Raw genomic sequence first — 16,166 nt, forward strand, 5'->3', positions numbered from 1 at the left:
ATCAATGATTTTAAACTTCTAAATAGATCCCCAAACTCACGAGTGCTACCACCATCAGTAATACCAAGCAAGCAGCGATTGAATTCGTTCCGCCTCTTTTTTTCACTTCAGTTATTGTTATATTTGGAGAGTTGATTTTTTTATCAATAAAAAAATTATATAAGCCATTTCCACCTAGCCCCATAGCGACTGCAAGTCCCATCGAAATGCCACGGTCAACAGATTCAGCTACATTAAACATCGTTGTCATAATGCCTGTAAGTATTATAAACCCAAAATAAATAGAGCCATAAACATACATTTTTCGGTAAAACAACCATATTGGCCCTAAAAAAAATGCTGAGATATTAAACCCTCCTTTAGACTTAACAGCTTCTAATCCTTGAAATTTTTCTTGGTAATATCGCTGATACTTATTGCCTATAAATACAGCATAAAGTTCTTCTTTTGTCGCTCCAGATGATCCTGTTTCTGCTAATGGAAAAGGTGAAAGGGGCACCGTTTCATTGTGATTCATATTGTTGGCCTTTTTCTTCTGTAATCATTTTATTAGAAAAACATTTAATTCAATTATTTTTAACATAAGAAACAGCATCCGAAGATGCTGTTTAAGGTCAAAATGGCTTTAAAAGCCTAAATTACTTCAATGAATCTTCATGTAACGCTTCATTCAACTGATCTACTACAATCGCCCATTCACCATCAGACTTGATTTTTTCTTCTAAAAATTGACGTTGTGCATCTGTCCAGAAATCGGCTTGAACCATAAGCATATCTGCACCCAACTGATGTGTTTCAATAAATTTGGCAATTGCCTCCTCACTTGAATCTAAGCCTAATTGTTCAAATAAATGGGTCATTCTAGGACGTACACTATTCATTGTTGTTCTCCAGCAATTTTTAATTTTCATCAACAACATAACACTTTCAAATTAAAAGTGAAGATGAAAGCGAATACCTGATAAAAAACTTTACAAAGATGGCTTTTGATCAGTCCATTCTCTATTGATGTGTAGTGATGCACCTACAAAAAAACAGCACATAAAGTGCTATTTTATAATACTCTTATTTAAATTGACCAGTCTTGGATATCCCAATTAAGTTCTTTGGCCAATACTTCTAAACGATCATCTGGATTCACAGCAATCGCATGGTCTGCGTATTCCAATAAAAAACGATCATTAATTGAATCTGAATAGGCCCACGATTCGTTTACTTCACGACCATTTAGCCATTGATCTAAACGTGCCAACTTACCCTTTTGATAACATGCTAAACCAGCGACCTTACCTGTATATTTTCCAGCTTGAACTTCGGCATTGGTCGCAATAATTTCAGTAATACCAAATTCACGAAAAATAGGCGCGGTAATAAAATCTGAAGTAGCCGTAATACCGACTATTTCATGTCCTAAATCTTGATGTCTTTTGATTGCTAAAAAACCAGCTGGGCGCATTTGTGGTCGAATGACTTTATGCATAAATAATTGATGCAACTCAGTCAGATAGGTGGCGTCATGTTGGGTTAAAAACTCAAATACAAACTCATTATAGGCAATCGGGTCAAGTTGCCCTGCTTTATAATCTTCATAAAATTTGTCGTTCATTGCACGATGATGGACAGGATCAACCAAGCGCTCATTGACTAAAAATTCTCCCCAAGAATGGTCAGAATCTGTATTTAATAATGTGTGATCTAAGTCGAATAACGCCAATTTCATGAAAATACTCGTTCAAACTGAAATTTAAGAAAAAAATTGTAAATCTATCTCCGCTTGTCGATAGAAATTCGTTAAGATCATAGCAATTTTAAAACTTTTTACTTTGATCTTAATTCGAGTTGGACTAAGAGTGACTGTCCCCGAATTCAAAGTCAACGATATTGATAATATTTTAGGTAGCCAAATGATCGATTCAGAAGGTTTCCGACCCAACGTCGGGATCATTTTGGCAAATGATAATGGACAGGTTTTATGGGCAAAACGCATTGGGCACAATGCATGGCAATTTCCTCAAGGGGGCATCCAGTTTGGAGAAACCCCTGAGCAAGCACTGTATAGAGAACTCCGAGAAGAAGTTGGACTCTTACCAGAACATGTCAAAATAATTGCACAAACCAAGGGCTGGCTACATTATCGTTTGCCACTTCGATACATCCGATCTGATTCAGATCCGATTTGTATTGGACAAAAGCAAAAATGGTTTTTATTAAAACTTGTGGGTTCAACCAAGAATATTCAGTTGAACTTATCTGATCCGCCAGAGTTTGATCAATGGCAGTGGGTCAGTTATTGGTATCCACTTGGACAAGTCGTAAATTTCAAACGTGATGTTTACAGGGCTGCCATGTTGGAATTGTGTATGCATTTACCACAGCAATGACCTAAAAACTCATCAGAATATGAATGATTTTTCAAAACAGTGCTGTTATAAATAATGTTCCAACTTTGTTATTCATATAAATAGGAGTGCAGATTCATGTCGAACATGCAACTAGACACCTTAAGACGCATTGTCCAAGAGATTAATTCGTCCGTCAGTTTGCATGATTCATTAGAGATTATGGTTAACCAGATCTCTGAAGCCATGCATGTAGATGTCTGCTCTATTTATTTATTAGATGAACGTAATCAACGTTACGTTCTCATGGCAACCAAAGGCTTAAACCCTGAATCTGTCGGTAATGTCTCTTTACAGTTAGGCGAAGGTCTAGTCGGTTTAGTCGGACAACGTGAAGAAATTGTTAACTTAGACAATGCCTTTAAGCATGAACGCTTTGCTTACTTCCCTGAAACAGGTGAAGAAATCTATAACTCATTCCTCGGTGTACCTGTGATGTATCGCCGAAAAGTGATGGGGGTACTTGTCGTACAAAATACAGAACCCCAAGATTTTAGTGAAGCAGCGGAATCCTTTTTAGTCACGCTTTGCGCTCAGCTGTCTGGTGTGATTGCACATGCACATGCTGTCGGGAATATTGATGTCTTCCGTAAGCCAAGTACTTCTCCAAACTATAAAACCTTCCAAGGTTCATCTGGCGCGGGCGGGATTGCTTTAGGTCGTGCTTTCATTCTGTATCCTCCAGCAGACTTGGCGGCCGTACCTGATCGTGAAGTAGATGACATTAGTGAAGAATTAGAATTACTTGATCAAGCCATTGAATCTGTTAGAAATGAAATTCAATCACTTGATGAAAAAATGCAAGACTCACTCATGTCCGAAGAGCGTGCCTTATTTAGTGTGTTCCTTCGAATGTTGGATGAAAATGCCCTACCCGCTGAAATTAAAGAATTAATTCGTGATGGTAATTGGGCACAAGGTTCCGTTAGACGCGTCATTGACCGTCATATTGCCCTTTTTGCTCAGATGGAAGATGATTATTTACGTGAACGTGTTTCTGATCTGAAAGATCTAGGTCGCCGTATTTTAGCTTCATTACAAGAAGGTGATACTAGCCATAAAGAGCTCAGCGCCGATAGTATTCTCATTGGAGAAGAAATCAGTACCGCTGCCTTGGTGGAACTACCCGTTGATAAAATCGCAGCTATTGTGACTTCTGAAGGTGCAGCCAATTCACATATGGTGATTGTGGCTCGTGCATTGGGCATTCCCACTGTGGTGGGTGTCACCGAACTTCCAGTGAATACGCTGGATGATGCGGAAATGATTGTCGATGCCTACCAAGGTCGGGTATTTATCAACCCACCGCGCCGTTTACGTCAGCGCTATAAAGAGATTCAAAAAGAAGAAGAGCAAATCGCCAAAGATTTAAAACAGTATGAAACCAAGGAATCAATTACACCTGACGGCGTTGTAGTTAAACTTTACGTCAATACAGGCTTAATGATTGATGTCGTTCGTGGCATACAACGTGGTGCAAAAGGTGTCGGGCTGTATCGCTCTGAAATCCCTTTTATGTTACGTGACCGCTTCCCAGGTGAAGAAGAACAACGTGCCATCTATCGCCAGCAACTTAGCCACTTTGCAAATAAACCTGTAGTGATGCGAACACTCGATATTGGTGCCGATAAAGACTTACCTTACTTTGCAATTGAAGAAGAAAATTCTGCGCTAGGATGGCGTGGGATTCGATTTACCCTTGATCATCCTGAAATTTTTTCTTCACAAATTCGAGCAATGCTCAAAGCCAGTATTGGCCTCAATAACTTACATATTTTACTGCCAATGGTCTCGAGCATTAGTGAAGTTGAAGAAGCACTTTACTTATTAGAGCGTGACTGGATTGCGGTACAAGAAGAAGAACAGGTTAAAATTCATAAACCTAAAATCGGTATTATGGTCGAAGTACCAAGTGTACTGCTACAAATTGGTGAGTTTGCAGAATTAGTCGATTTCTTTTCGGTTGGCTCAAATGACTTAATTCAGTATTTATTGGCTGTCGATCGAAATAATCCACGGGTATCGAATGTGTATTCTCACTTCCACCCAGCGGTTTTAAGAGCTTTAACGCGCTTAGTGCAAGAATGTCACAAATATGAAAAACCAATTAGTATTTGTGGTGAAATGGCGGGTGATCCACTTTCAGCAATTCTACTGATGGCGATGGGCTTTAATACTTTATCCATGAGCTCAAGTAATATTTTAAGAGTCCGTAAAGCGATTTGTCATGTCCCCATGACAGATGCACAAAAGTTATTAGCAGAAGTGGTCGAAATGAGTAATCCACTGATGGTGAAAAGTTGGATGGAATATTATTTTAAACATCATGGTCTAGCGGATATGGTGAAATCAAATCGAATTGTGAATATGTAAAAAGTGAAGATCAAAAAGACGCTTTTAAGCAAAAATTAAAGCACATAAAAAAGGGCGATAATCTTCGGAATATCGCCCTTTTTTATGTTTGTCATAACCACGTTTTGCATTTTTCTTTCGATCTACAAATACTTGGCTTTTATTCACTTCATACATGTGTTTCGCTACAAAATTATGTACAACCACTTCAAGTTGCTGCTTTGGTTTTGCCATATTCTTCACCTTCAGGCTTTGGGTTTTCACTTATAGATATTTTCTGTAAGGCGTAATGTTACGCCTTTTAGTTCAAAATTCAAGCCATTTTTAGGCATTTAATTTTTTACATTCATGCATCATTTTTACACAAAATCGATCTTAAACAAACATGAGTTCTTATAAAAATATCAAGTTATTTTACATCACGGAGGTAAATTTTTTGTTGGCCACTTCCGAGTGTAACTTGAGGGAATTTACGATTATAGTCAATGGCTATAGCACCTTGATTGCCCTTGTTTTTTCCATCAGACTCCCATGTTACATAATATGTTATTTCAGCATTATCGCTTACAGGAGGTTGAATTTTTTTCTTATGATTAGCTGGCAATTCAAAGTCAACCATAAATGGAACCTGAGAAACTTGAATATGTTTCTGCAAAATTAAGGTTGCGGGTACATCAGCCATCTGGCTCTCTACCGCATATAAACTAACTGTTCCTTGCTGCTTAGGTACAGTGAAAGTGCCATTCCCCACAAACTCTACTGCAAGCAAATTAGCATTATCCATGTTACTGTCGTTTTTTTGAGAGATTGACATACAACCTGTCAGAATAGTTAAAGACAGCCCCATACTAAAAACTATTTTTTTCATTCTTAAATCACATGAAAATTAATTTTTAAAAATATCATAAAATATTATGGAATCGGCTTTCATTACATAAATCCATCATTTAACACATGACTGCATCACCATAGATGCATTATTAAATGCAAATGATACAAATAAAAAATCAGTATATTTTCAATTACTTTATGATTTTTCAGCTGTTATCCTTACATTTTTCAGAATTTTTGTATCAAATACTGTGGCAATCAAGCTATTCCTTTTATCCCATATCAAAAATTATGTATCCAGTATCAGTGCCCGTTGTAATAGTTTATCCACATCTACTGATCTAAAATCAACAATACCAACAACTCGTCCATGAAAAGCACTATATCGAGTTTCAATAAAGGCATTGCTCACGAATTCCGGAGCATACTGTTTTAATAAAATAGCTTGAGCCAAGATGACCAATCGGCTCACTAAATTACGTGCCATAAATTGCATATCATCTGAGTTCAAACTGCTAAATAATTTGAATAGGGATTGTAACTCATTCTGTAAAACAGGATGATCGACCGCGATTTCAGCAAATGATTTAAACAGAAGTTCAATTGAATCTCGATCTCGCTGAATGGCACGCAGTACATCCAAACACATCACATTGCCCGAACCTTCCCAGATGGTATTGACTGGGGCTTCTTTAAATATTCGAGCCATAATCCCAGTGTCAACATAACCATTACCACCGAAGACCTCCATGGCTTCACCAGCCAGTTCCACAGTTCGTTTACAAATCCAGAATTTAGCAGCTGGCGTCATAATACGTTTCCAAGCTTGAGCAAGCTCACTCTCTACTTCATAACAATGTGCCAGATGAAAACTCAACTGCATCGCTGCTTCTGTTTCCAAAGCTAAATCAACCAGCACTGCTTGCATTAAAGGCTGTTCAGCCAAGTGCTTACCAAAAGCTTTGCGTTGACGCGTGTAAGCAATACACTGCACCAATGCCTGACGTAACATAGCACTTGAACCTACAGAACAGGTCAGCCGAGTGTAATTTGCCATTTCAATAATGGTCGGGATACCACGCCCTGCTTCACCTATCATGATGCCCCAAGCCGCTTTAAATTCAACTTCTGAACTTGAATTACTTCTATTCCCCACCTTATCTTTAAGCCGCTGGATATGAATATTATTTTTGGTTCCATCATCAAGCCAACGTGGCACATAAAAGCACGCCAAACCATCTTGTTCAGTTTTGGCAACCACCAGATGTGCATCTGACATTGGTGCCGAGAAAAACCATTTATGCCCAGTAATCAGATACTCTTCCCCCCGACCTGATGCCGAAATTGGTTGGGCAAAGGTTTCATTGGCTCGAACATCTGACCCCCCCTGCTTCTCAGTCATGCCCATACCTAACCAAATCGACTTTTTCTGACTAATTGGAATATCACGCTCATCATATTCAGTTGAAAGAAGTTTTGAGCCAATCTTTGCCCATAATTCAGATTCATGCTGAATCAGTGGGATACTGCCTAAAGTCATCGCATTCGGACATAAGTTGCCACACTCCACTTGACCGCTTAGAAAAAATCTAGCCGCCCAATCAACCCAAATTGATGTAGCGTGAGTCTTTAAAAATGGATAAGCATGTACGCCATATTGCCGATTGAGCCGCATCCATTGATGCCAAGCTGGATGAAATTCTAGGTAATCAATCCGGCGACCACGCGCATCAAAATTATGTAATTCTGGTGTGTGCCGATTAGCTAGCTCTGCATAATCATAATATTCAGATGAACCGACTCGTTCTGCAAACTTGCTGAGGACTTGCTGCTCTTGACTACCATAGCGAGCCAAAATTTCCTGTAAAACCTGATCGGTTTCAAACAAATTATAATTTTTCAATTCATCAATTTGATTCGAAATTTGATGTGTTGCCCACGTATTTTGCAGATTCATGTTGAAGTCCTATTTAGTCTTGTTCTTTTCGCCCTTTCACTTCAGTATAGAAGAAAATTGAATAGTGGGTGTTCGGGTTCACATATGTCGTTATCTCAGATTAAAGTTCGGCGAAAACCACAACAATCAAGGGCTAGACTAACTCAAGAGGCTTTAATTGAAAGCTTTGTTCAGCTTTTAAAAGAAAAAGACAGTACTGAAATTACGATTCGAGAAATAACGGATATTGCAGGAGTTGGCTTAGGTACGTTTTACGAATATTTCAGTAAAAAAGAGGACTTGATTGCACTGACGATTCATCAATATATCAAAAATAACGCGAATACGATAAAGCAGCAGGCGACGTTATGGATGATGGATGTGAGTCAGACACCAATCAACAGAGAAAGCCTGCAAAATTTAATTGAATATTTACTTCAAGCGCAGATATCAGACATTCAATCTGAACAAAAAATTTGGGCCCAACTTTTTTTACTTGAACGACAAATTTCCAGCCCCAAAGCTTATCAAAAACACTATGCATTAATGATCCAATCGTGGAATCAAGCCTTGTCTGCTTTTACTCAATCGACTGAGTCAAATTTAAGCTTAAATATTCATCGAATCAGTTATGGATTTATTTCTCAAACACTTTTAGTCAATTCAGATTTTCAAAATTGGAAAAATTTATATCAAGATATGCTCGAAATGATTCAATTTTTTATTCTAAAAACTCAAAAAATATAAGGTAACTCAGAGTCAACTTTATACTCAATCGAATATTCCACTTATAAAAACAATTTAAATCCATTTGAGTTTTAAGGAATATCCATCTAGATTGATCATAGATCAATTTAAACCCCAAAATATTATACCCTTGAGATAGATTCTCGAATTATTTTATAAGTTTTGAGAATCAATCTATTTTAACAATTCAGCTGTAAAGTGAATTAACAAAACGGTTAATGTCATGTTTTTAAAGTCGTGTTAACTGTATTAGAGCAATACACTTCTTATTACTGATGTGACAATAAAAATGGAGAAGTATAATGAGTCAAGATCCAAAAAAATGTCCTATGACCCACCTAACTACTGATTTTGGTGCCCCAGTGGTCGACAACCAAAATAGTTTGACGGCAGGCGCACGTGGCCCCCTACTTGCTCAAGATTTATGGCTCAATGAAAAATTGGCCAACTTCGTTCGTGAGGTTATTCCTGAACGCCGTATGCATGCCAAAGGTTCTGGTGCTTTCGGTACTTTCACAGTAACACATGATATTCGACCATATAGTCGTGCAAAAATCTTCTCCGAAATTGGTAAAAAAACAGAAATGTTTGCCCGTTTTACCACAGTTGCTGGTGAGCGTGGTGCAGCTGATGCTGAACGTGATATTCGTGGTTTTGCCTTAAAGTTTTATACTGAAGAAGGCAACTGGGACATGGTCGGCAATAATACTCCAGTTTTTTTCTTTCGAGATCCTCGCAAGTTTCCAGATTTAAACAAAGCAGTAAAACGAGACCCTAAAACCAATCTACGTAGTGCAACCAATAACTGGGATTTCTGGACGTTACTACCTGAAGCCTTACACCAAGTTACTATTGTGATGTCTGACCGTGGTATTCCAAAATCATTCCGTCATATGCATGGCTTTAGTAGCCATACATATAGCTTGATTAATGCAGCTAACGAGCGCTTTTGGGTGAAATTCCATTTCCGGACTCAACAAGGAATTGAAAATATAACGGATGCCGAGGCAGAAGCAGTGGTTGCCAAAGACCGTGAAAGTAATCAGCGTGATCTATTCAATGCCATTGAACGGGGTGATTTTCCAAAATGGAAAATGTACGTGCAAATCATGCCAGAAACTGATGCAGAGAAAGTACCGTATCATCCATTTGATTTAACTAAAGTTTGGCCACATGGAGATTATCCTCTGATTGAAGTGGGTGAGTTTGAGCTAAATAAAAACCCTGAAAACTTTTATCTTGATGTCGAACAATCTGCATTTGCACCTAGTAATTTAGTACCTGGTATTAGTGTTTCTCCAGACCGAATGTTGCAAGCACGCTTATTTAACTATGCTGATGCGCAACGTTATCGCCTAGGGACGAACTATCAACAAATTCCAGTCAATGCTGCACGTTGCCCAGTTCATTCCAACCATCGTGATGGTATTGGTCGTTCAGATGACAATTATGGCGGTCTACCACACTATGAACCAAATAGTTTTCATCAATGGCAAGAACAAGCTCAATATAAAGAACCCGCTTTAAAAATCAATGGCGATGCTGATTACTGGGATTACCGTCAAGATGACTCAGATTACTTTAGTCAACCGCGAGCCTTATTCCAACTTATGAAGCCAGAACAACAACAAGCCTTATTTAATAATACCGCTGCGGCAATGGGTGATGCTTTGGACTTTATTAAGTACCGCCATATTCGTAACTGCTACGCATGTGATCCTGCTTATGGTGAAGGTGTAGCCAAGGCTTTAGGGATGAGCGTAGCAAATGCTCAAGCTGCTCGTGCAACAGATCCTGCCCAAGGTCTACCAAGTTTACTTTAAACTGTGAGTTGGCTAAATAAAAACCACCTTAAGGTGGTTTTTATTTAGCTGTAAAACCATTTATATTTAAGTAAACTCCAGCAGAGAGTCAAATATACAACTTAAAATAGAAGACATCATTCAACAACACGACATCATTTTATTTGATGCGAGCTGTATCATTTGTAATGGCTAGGTAAAATTCCTCATTCAATATGAGAAAGCTGCAAAATTCAAATTCGCCTCGGTTCAATCCGCCTTAGGTCAAGCTATCTTAAAATATTACGGGATGTCGACCACAGATTACACCACCATGGTGGTGATTAAAGATGGTCAAAAATATATAGAATCGATGGCGCTACTGAAGGTTATGCAACATTTAGGATTGCCTTTTTGTTTGATAGGTGCTGGCTATTTAATGCCACGATTGATACGCGATTTTCTTTATCGGCAGGTGGCACTAAATCTGTACCAACTATTGGGTAAAACAGATTATTGCCAACTCCGATCGGCTGAAAATAAGCAACATGTTTTAGAAGAGACTGTTCGTGGGCATTAATCAAACGACTCGAAAACCACTTTTGACCATCAATCTAAATTTAGTAGTTTTATAGATTTACCAAAGACTGATTCCTAAAGTACTTTATCAGGCGATGGATGAACAACGTATCTGGAGGATTCAGGGCTTTGATGACATCACAATACTATTGATGATTCAACTTTCTGGTTATGCTGAAATTATCTTTGGTTTATTATTTTTCATATTTAAAATAGAAAAATACTTCATTATTTTAATATCTTAGCTATGATTAGTTTGAGTCTTTTAATTATATTGACTGACCCACTTTATTTTAGCCATACTTTTAATCCTTTTGTCATGAATCTAGCAATGGCTGCACTTTCAATCGTGGCACTGCAACTCATCAGAGTCCAAACTGAGCTGGATCAATCATAATCCCCAAGCTTTAACAAAGTCTTCTCGATTTTTACACAGCTTTTTAAAAATAGGCAGCTCCTCTCCAGCTTTACTAAAAGTTTGAGCTTGTCGATAATGATCGACGTTGTTGACGGTCGTATATTTTTGATCATCTTTACTTTGAAATTGCTCTAAAAGAGTAAAAGTTTGATCTGTGCACAACACTTGATAATAATTAATGTGTTGCTGTTTTTTCTTCTGATCTACCCGTTTAATCCATGCACCGACATATTGAATGCCATCATTCTGCGTCATTGCGCTTTCAAAAAATTGTGCATTGGCATTACTATAAATACCTTCCCATTCATCCCCAGCATCTAAAGTATATTTTTCATGCATAGGCTTAATACTCTTAGCATAGTCCGATGAAGAAACTGGATTTATTGCATCTGCAACTGTTGATTCACAGCTCCCTGTACAATCAATAGCAACATCCTGAAAATTTTCATTCACAGATGCCGTCACTGATTTCGCTTCGAGAGGTGCAATCGTAAAACTCATTACTAAGCTGGTTAATATTATTTTTCTCATCTTCTTATCCTTAGTTCAAACACCCCAATACCCTAAATAATCAACTTGCGACCTTCTCGAATACAATAAAATGGATTCATTAACTTCGAGGAATGTTTCATGGCTTTTTGTAAATCCAACTCAGGCTGTTCACGACTTTCATCGGTTAATTGGAAAGTACGGTAATGAATGGCCAATGAACGTTTGGCATGTAAGTCTAAATGTGCTTGAAAAGCATCTTGTGGATTCATATGCATATAATGCATTAATACTCTAGGTTCATAGGCACCAATGGGAAGCAGTGCGATACGTGGCGCACCAAAGCGTTTATGAATCGCTTTAAAATGTGGTGAATAGCCTGTATCTCCAGCAAAAAACAAATGACCGTGTTGCGATAATATCGAAAAGCCGCCCCACAATGCGGCATTTTGATCACGCAAACCACGACCAGAACCATGCTGTGCAGGGGTATACACAATTTTAAGATCTTTGAAAAGTGCCGATTGCCACCAATCCATTTCAATCACATGGAATGTTTTCGGTAAATAATAGGCATTGCCTAAACCAGTATAAATCGGCATTGCAAATTTATTATGTAGCCACCTCAGTGAGGCCAAATCCATATGATCATAATGGTTATGACTAAGTAAAACTGCATGAATTTGTGGTAAATCTTCTAAAGCAATTCCAGCAGGCATGACACGTTTCGGGCCACGGCCTTGTTTAGGACTGACATGTTCGGCCCATACAGGATCAGTTAAAAAGTTATACGGACCGATTTGTAATAAAACTGTGGCATGACTCACAAACCACACTTGCCAATCATTGGGATCTGCATGTGGGCGATTTTGGGGTAAAGCCAATTTAGTTGCATAAAAATCAGCAGATTCTTTGGCTGTATCAACAGCCCAAGTATAAGATTTCCGCGTGCTCAACCACTTGAGTAAATCCCAACGACCTCGTCCTTCAGGTTTACGTATTTCATTGAAAAAATGCTCACCATTATGATGATTGGAAACCACACGCTTAAACACGGGTTTGCACCAAGTATGGGACAAACATTCCTCTACTTTTAAATGATAATGTAAATGTGATCGATCATTTGTTTTTGTTTGCTGAATGCCAGACTTTTCAATGCTCTGTTGTTCAGCACGATCAATTTCAGTATCTTTCGACATTATGACTCTAAACGTCCTTTCATTCTTTTACTCCATACCTGCTGAGTTTGCGGTTTGATAAATAACGCTACAATTTCAGGATGAATTGCTTTAATTTCTGATTCTAGTCTATTTACACACAGTTCAATATCATCTGAGGTTAAATTATCTTTAAACTCTAGACTTAGCGATGCAATGACCTGATGTGCTCCCATTTGCTCAGTCAAAATACCATTAGCGGATAATACAGCAGGATCATTTTGAGCAATTGCTAATGCATTTTGACGCAATTGTGGATCGGCCGTTTCACCTAAGAGTAATCCTTTGGTTTCTTGACCTAAAAGTAAAGCTGAAATCGCTAAAACTACACCAATCAACAACGATGCGACACCATCCAATACTGGCATATTCAATGCATGTGATAAATAGATACCCAGTAATGCAATCAATAAACCAATTAATGCAGCAGAATCTTCGAATAACACGGTAAATGTAGTCGGATCTTTACTGCGTCTAAAAGCTTCAAAATAACCCATTTTACCTTTACTCTTCTTAAAGGATTTTAAAGCGACCAACCATGAGCCTCCTTCACAGAATAAGGCAAATCCTAAAACCATATAATTCAATGTGGGTGATAATGTTGCCTCTGGTTGTCGAATATGCTGAACTCCTTGATAAATAGAAACTACAGCACCAAGTGCAAAAACGAGTAAAGCTACAATAAATGCCCAAAAATATAATTCACGCCCATAGCCAAAAGGATGTTGATAATCTGCAGCTTGTTGAGACTTCCGCAAACCATATAACAATAATAGTTCATTCAATGTGTCCACCACCGAATGTACAGCCTCACTGAACATGGCTGAACTATTGGTTAAATATGCGGCAATAAATTTAACCAAGGCAATCGCCAAATTACCCAAAAGTGCTGCATATATGACAATTTTGTTTGAATCTGACATTTATTGTCCTATTTTTTTGAGCCAAATACTTGGATTTGATTTTTATACTCATCTTCGTTCATATTAGCGAAACAGCATGTGATTTTTCTTTATTTTTTGTTGCTTTTCACAGTTGCGCGAGTCGTTCATGAAGTCCATTCCAGCTCATATAAAAAAGACATTATCAACACAACATCATCAGTTGCTCAATATCTGGGAAAAATCTATCCGTGCAACTCATGACTTCCTCAACGAACAACAAATTTTGCAAATCCAAGAACTCATCATCAAGCATCATTATTTTGATCATGTCCAACTGTTTCATGTGGAACGTGAACAAAAAATTGTCGGCTTTATTGGTCTTGCATATGACAAAATTGAGATGCTTTTTATCGCTCCACAATATTTTCATCAAGGCATTGAAGCAACATTAATCCAGCATGCCGTCTCTTTGGGCATTCATGAAGTGGATGTGAATGAGCAAAATGTTAAAGCGTTGGCTTTTTATCAACAATATGGGTTTCGTCAATTTGCTCGCTCTGAATTAGATGCAGAAGGCAACCCTTTCCCAATCTTACATTTAAGACGTAAACCAGAAGCAATAAATGATCTTGATTATCATGATACTGAAGTTATGAAATATAAGTGAATACACCATAATATAACGAGCATGTACAAAAAATTACAGATGATAAAAACAAATAGCCTTAATGATGAAAATCGAATAGTAGATAATCTTGACTGGCTATAATTTACATCTGAAAGAATTTAAAATTGAATTTGATGCAGTATTACGGGACAATCCTTTTCCCCCCTATAAGAATCAGTATTTTCAATCATCAAAATTAATTTTATTTTTAAGCCAACAATACACGACCTTTGCAAATATTTTTTATATTTTAACCTAACTATATTTAAGCAGGTCTCATACAGCCAAAATCGAATAAGTGCTGTAAATTCCGTCTAACCTATATGTAAATACTCATCATAAGAAGTAAAAGTGGAGCTCCGTATGCCAGTACAGACTTTTCATCGAATAAGAACAGGTATTCAATCTCGCCCCTTTTTCTTTATTACCTTTTTACTCACTGCTTTGCTATATATCATCATCAATATTTTTACCAATTGGCACTGGTCTAGCATTCTGTTATTAAGTTGGAATATTGCAGTATTTTGTTATCTCATGATGACCATACGAATATTATGGACCACTCATCATCAGCACATCTTAAAACGAGCACAGCAGCAAGATGCCAGTAAGTGGATTATTCTATTACTTGTAATTCTCACCTTAGTCATGTGTTTTATTGCCATTTTAGTCGAACTAGCTCATTTACCATCGAACCCCAGTATTAGATTCGCTCATCTGAGTCTGTCTATTCTGACCATCATTTTGGCATGGTTTTTTATGCATACCGTTTTTGCGATTCATTATGCACATGATTTTTATTTGGCTGTTGCTAATCATCAAGATGGTGGCTTAGATTTCCCTAAAACGCCTAAACCAACTTATCCTGAATTTATCTATTTTAGTTATATCTGTGGAACATCGGCGCAAACTGCTGATGTTTCTGTGACCACCAGATCCATGCGAATTTTAAATACCGTACATATTCTACTGGCTTATGGATTTAATACGACAATTTTAGCGATTTGTATCAATGTGGCTGCAACGTTTATTATGAGTTAGTATCGCAAGCACAAATTTAAAAATAAATATGAATAAAAAAAGGGAGCCATTTAAAATTACTCCCTTTGAATCAAATCACAATTCGCTTAAATGGCTTCTTTCAACTTTACTTGATGATTTAAAAAATCATGCAAGCTCGATACATCATCTGCAATCATCAGTGGATTAAACTGTTGTAATACCTGTGGCGTATGTACACCATAACTCACCCCGATTCTTGGCATTGCAATATTTTGCGCCATCTCTAAGTCATATGAAGTATCACCGACCATAAGCGCTTGCTCGGCTTTAACACCAGTAAATGCTAAAATTTCAGCAAGCATCAGTGGATCTGGCTTGGATTTGGTTTCACTTGCAGCACGGGTAATCTCAAATAAATCATGACTATTGGTTTGATTCAACACTCGATCCAAACCACGACGACTTTTACCGGTGGCCACGGCTAACTTAACATCCTGATTTTTCAAATCTGAGAGTAACTCGGCCACACCGTCAAACCACACATCGCCTTTAGAGTTTGCAACATAATGATCTGCATAACATTCTAATAATTGCGGATGTAAAGATGGGACTTGAGGAAAGAGTACTTGCATCACTTCAGGTAAACCCAAACCAATAATACTTTTTGCTGCATCATGGGTTAAGGGTTGTTGAAACTGCTGTGCTGCAAATTGCAAACTCGCGACGATCTGCCCGACTGAATTAAATAACGTACCATCCCAATCAAAAATGATTAACTCTACAGCTTTCTTCATTTTGTTCTCTTTACTCCAATACGTTAATTCAACTAAAGCTGACCGCTCAAGTAAATTACAGCACTTAATT

Annotated in this window: 17 protein-coding genes and 1 pseudogene; 8 read left to right on the forward strand and 10 right to left on the reverse strand. The window is 37.8% G+C overall.

The window, feature by feature from the left end; genetic code table 11:
• Window positions 1–10: 10 nt before the first annotated feature.
• From B9T27_RS12210 to B9T27_RS12220, 3 genes are all read right to left on the reverse strand, one after another.
• Window positions 11–517, reverse strand: coding sequence for a DUF2628 domain-containing protein (locus B9T27_RS12210; RefSeq protein WP_086207099.1), 507 nt, complete (start codon window positions 515–517; stop codon window positions 11–13).
• Between the two features lie 121 nt (window positions 518–638).
• Complete coding sequence (locus tag B9T27_RS12215; protein ID WP_086207100.1) at window positions 639–881, reverse strand: DUF2789 domain-containing protein; 243 nt, start codon at window positions 879–881, stop codon at window positions 639–641.
• 188 nt (window positions 882–1,069) lie between these two features.
• Window positions 1,070–1,720: an HAD family hydrolase gene (locus B9T27_RS12220; RefSeq protein ID WP_086207101.1), complete on the reverse strand. Its 651-nt coding sequence runs from the start codon at window positions 1,718–1,720 to the stop codon at window positions 1,070–1,072.
• A gap of 184 nt (window positions 1,721–1,904) precedes the next feature.
• On the opposite strand from B9T27_RS12220, the gene B9T27_RS12225 reads away from it, so the two are divergent.
• The gene (locus tag B9T27_RS12225; RefSeq protein WP_086207218.1) at window positions 1,905–2,381 is read left to right on the forward strand and encodes an RNA pyrophosphohydrolase; all 477 of its coding nucleotides are present in this window, start codon (window positions 1,905–1,907) and stop codon (window positions 2,379–2,381) included.
• Window positions 2,382–2,477: 96 nt separating this feature from the next.
• The gene (ptsP, locus tag B9T27_RS12230; RefSeq protein ID WP_086207102.1) at window positions 2,478–4,772 is read left to right on the forward strand and encodes a phosphoenolpyruvate--protein phosphotransferase; all 2,295 of its coding nucleotides are present in this window, start codon (window positions 2,478–2,480) and stop codon (window positions 4,770–4,772) included.
• 24 nt (window positions 4,773–4,796) lie between these two features.
• On the opposite strand, the gene B9T27_RS12235 is transcribed toward ptsP, so the two are convergent.
• The 3 genes from B9T27_RS12235 to B9T27_RS12245 all read right to left on the reverse strand — a co-directional run bounded on the left by B9T27_RS12235 (window position 4,797) and on the right by B9T27_RS12245 (window position 7,539).
• Window positions 4,797–4,985 (reverse strand): hypothetical protein, encoded by a 189-nt coding sequence (locus tag B9T27_RS12235; RefSeq protein ID WP_086207103.1) that lies wholly within the window; start codon window positions 4,983–4,985, stop codon window positions 4,797–4,799.
• A 175-nt stretch (window positions 4,986–5,160) separates the two neighbouring features.
• Complete coding sequence (locus B9T27_RS12240; protein WP_086207104.1) at window positions 5,161–5,619, reverse strand: hypothetical protein; 459 nt, start codon at window positions 5,617–5,619, stop codon at window positions 5,161–5,163.
• Window positions 5,620–5,871: 252 nt separating this feature from the next.
• Entirely contained in the window at window positions 5,872–7,539 is a 1,668-nt protein-coding gene (locus B9T27_RS12245) for an acyl-CoA dehydrogenase family protein (protein ID WP_086207105.1), read from the reverse strand.
• Between the two features lie 84 nt (window positions 7,540–7,623).
• Here B9T27_RS12245 and B9T27_RS12250 point away from each other — a divergent pair, with 84 nt between their 5' ends.
• From B9T27_RS12250 to B9T27_RS15095, 4 genes and pseudogenes are all read left to right on the forward strand, one after another.
• Complete coding sequence (locus tag B9T27_RS12250; RefSeq protein ID WP_086207106.1) at window positions 7,624–8,265, forward strand: TetR/AcrR family transcriptional regulator; 642 nt, start codon at window positions 7,624–7,626, stop codon at window positions 8,263–8,265.
• A gap of 302 nt (window positions 8,266–8,567) precedes the next feature.
• Complete coding sequence (locus B9T27_RS12255; RefSeq protein ID WP_086207107.1) at window positions 8,568–10,088, forward strand: catalase; 1,521 nt, start codon at window positions 8,568–8,570, stop codon at window positions 10,086–10,088.
• A gap of 94 nt (window positions 10,089–10,182) precedes the next feature.
• Window positions 10,183–10,626 (forward strand): annotated as a pseudogene (locus B9T27_RS12260) (thiol-disulfide oxidoreductase DCC family protein).
• Window positions 10,627–10,872: 246 nt separating this feature from the next.
• Window positions 10,873–11,022 (forward strand): hypothetical protein, encoded by a 150-nt coding sequence (locus tag B9T27_RS15095; protein WP_265733425.1) that lies wholly within the window; start codon window positions 10,873–10,875, stop codon window positions 11,020–11,022.
• Here B9T27_RS15095 and B9T27_RS12270 read toward each other — a convergent pair.
• From B9T27_RS12270 to B9T27_RS12280, 3 genes are read right to left on the reverse strand one after another with little or no spacing between them, the layout of a single operon-like run.
• A complete protein-coding gene (locus tag B9T27_RS12270) occupies window positions 11,017–11,574 on the reverse strand; it encodes a hypothetical protein (protein WP_086207108.1) in 558 nt (185 codons plus the stop codon). The two genes, B9T27_RS15095 and B9T27_RS12270, sit on opposite strands and share 6 nt — an antisense overlap.
• Before the next feature lie 32 nt (window positions 11,575–11,606).
• Window positions 11,607–12,731: an MBL fold metallo-hydrolase gene (locus B9T27_RS12275; RefSeq protein ID WP_086207109.1), complete on the reverse strand. Its 1,125-nt coding sequence runs from the start codon at window positions 12,729–12,731 to the stop codon at window positions 11,607–11,609.
• Complete coding sequence (locus B9T27_RS12280) at window positions 12,731–13,672, reverse strand: cation diffusion facilitator family transporter (protein WP_086207110.1); 942 nt, start codon at window positions 13,670–13,672, stop codon at window positions 12,731–12,733. Before B9T27_RS12280 ends, B9T27_RS12275 begins: the two co-directional genes overlap by 1 nt.
• Before the next feature lie 127 nt (window positions 13,673–13,799).
• Here B9T27_RS12280 and B9T27_RS12285 point away from each other — a divergent pair, with 127 nt between their 5' ends.
• Together B9T27_RS12285 and B9T27_RS12290 are read left to right on the forward strand one after the other, a co-directional pair.
• Window positions 13,800–14,300 carry a GNAT family N-acetyltransferase gene (locus tag B9T27_RS12285; RefSeq protein WP_086207111.1) on the forward strand — a complete coding sequence of 167 codons (501 nt, stop codon included), beginning with the start codon at window positions 13,800–13,802 and terminating at the stop codon, window positions 14,298–14,300.
• 363 nt (window positions 14,301–14,663) lie between these two features.
• Window positions 14,664–15,341, forward strand: coding sequence for a DUF1345 domain-containing protein (locus tag B9T27_RS12290; protein WP_086207112.1), 678 nt, complete (start codon window positions 14,664–14,666; stop codon window positions 15,339–15,341).
• An 86-nt stretch (window positions 15,342–15,427) separates the two neighbouring features.
• Here the strand turns inward: B9T27_RS12290 and B9T27_RS12295 are convergent, their stop codons facing one another.
• A complete protein-coding gene (locus tag B9T27_RS12295) occupies window positions 15,428–16,096 on the reverse strand; it encodes an HAD-IA family hydrolase (protein WP_086207113.1) in 669 nt (222 codons plus the stop codon).
• Window positions 16,097–16,166 lie beyond the last annotated feature (70 nt).

The sequence above is a fragment of the Acinetobacter sp. ANC 4648 genome, from assembly GCF_002135345.1.
In the GTDB taxonomy this organism is placed as follows: domain Bacteria; phylum Pseudomonadota; class Gammaproteobacteria; order Pseudomonadales; family Moraxellaceae; genus Acinetobacter.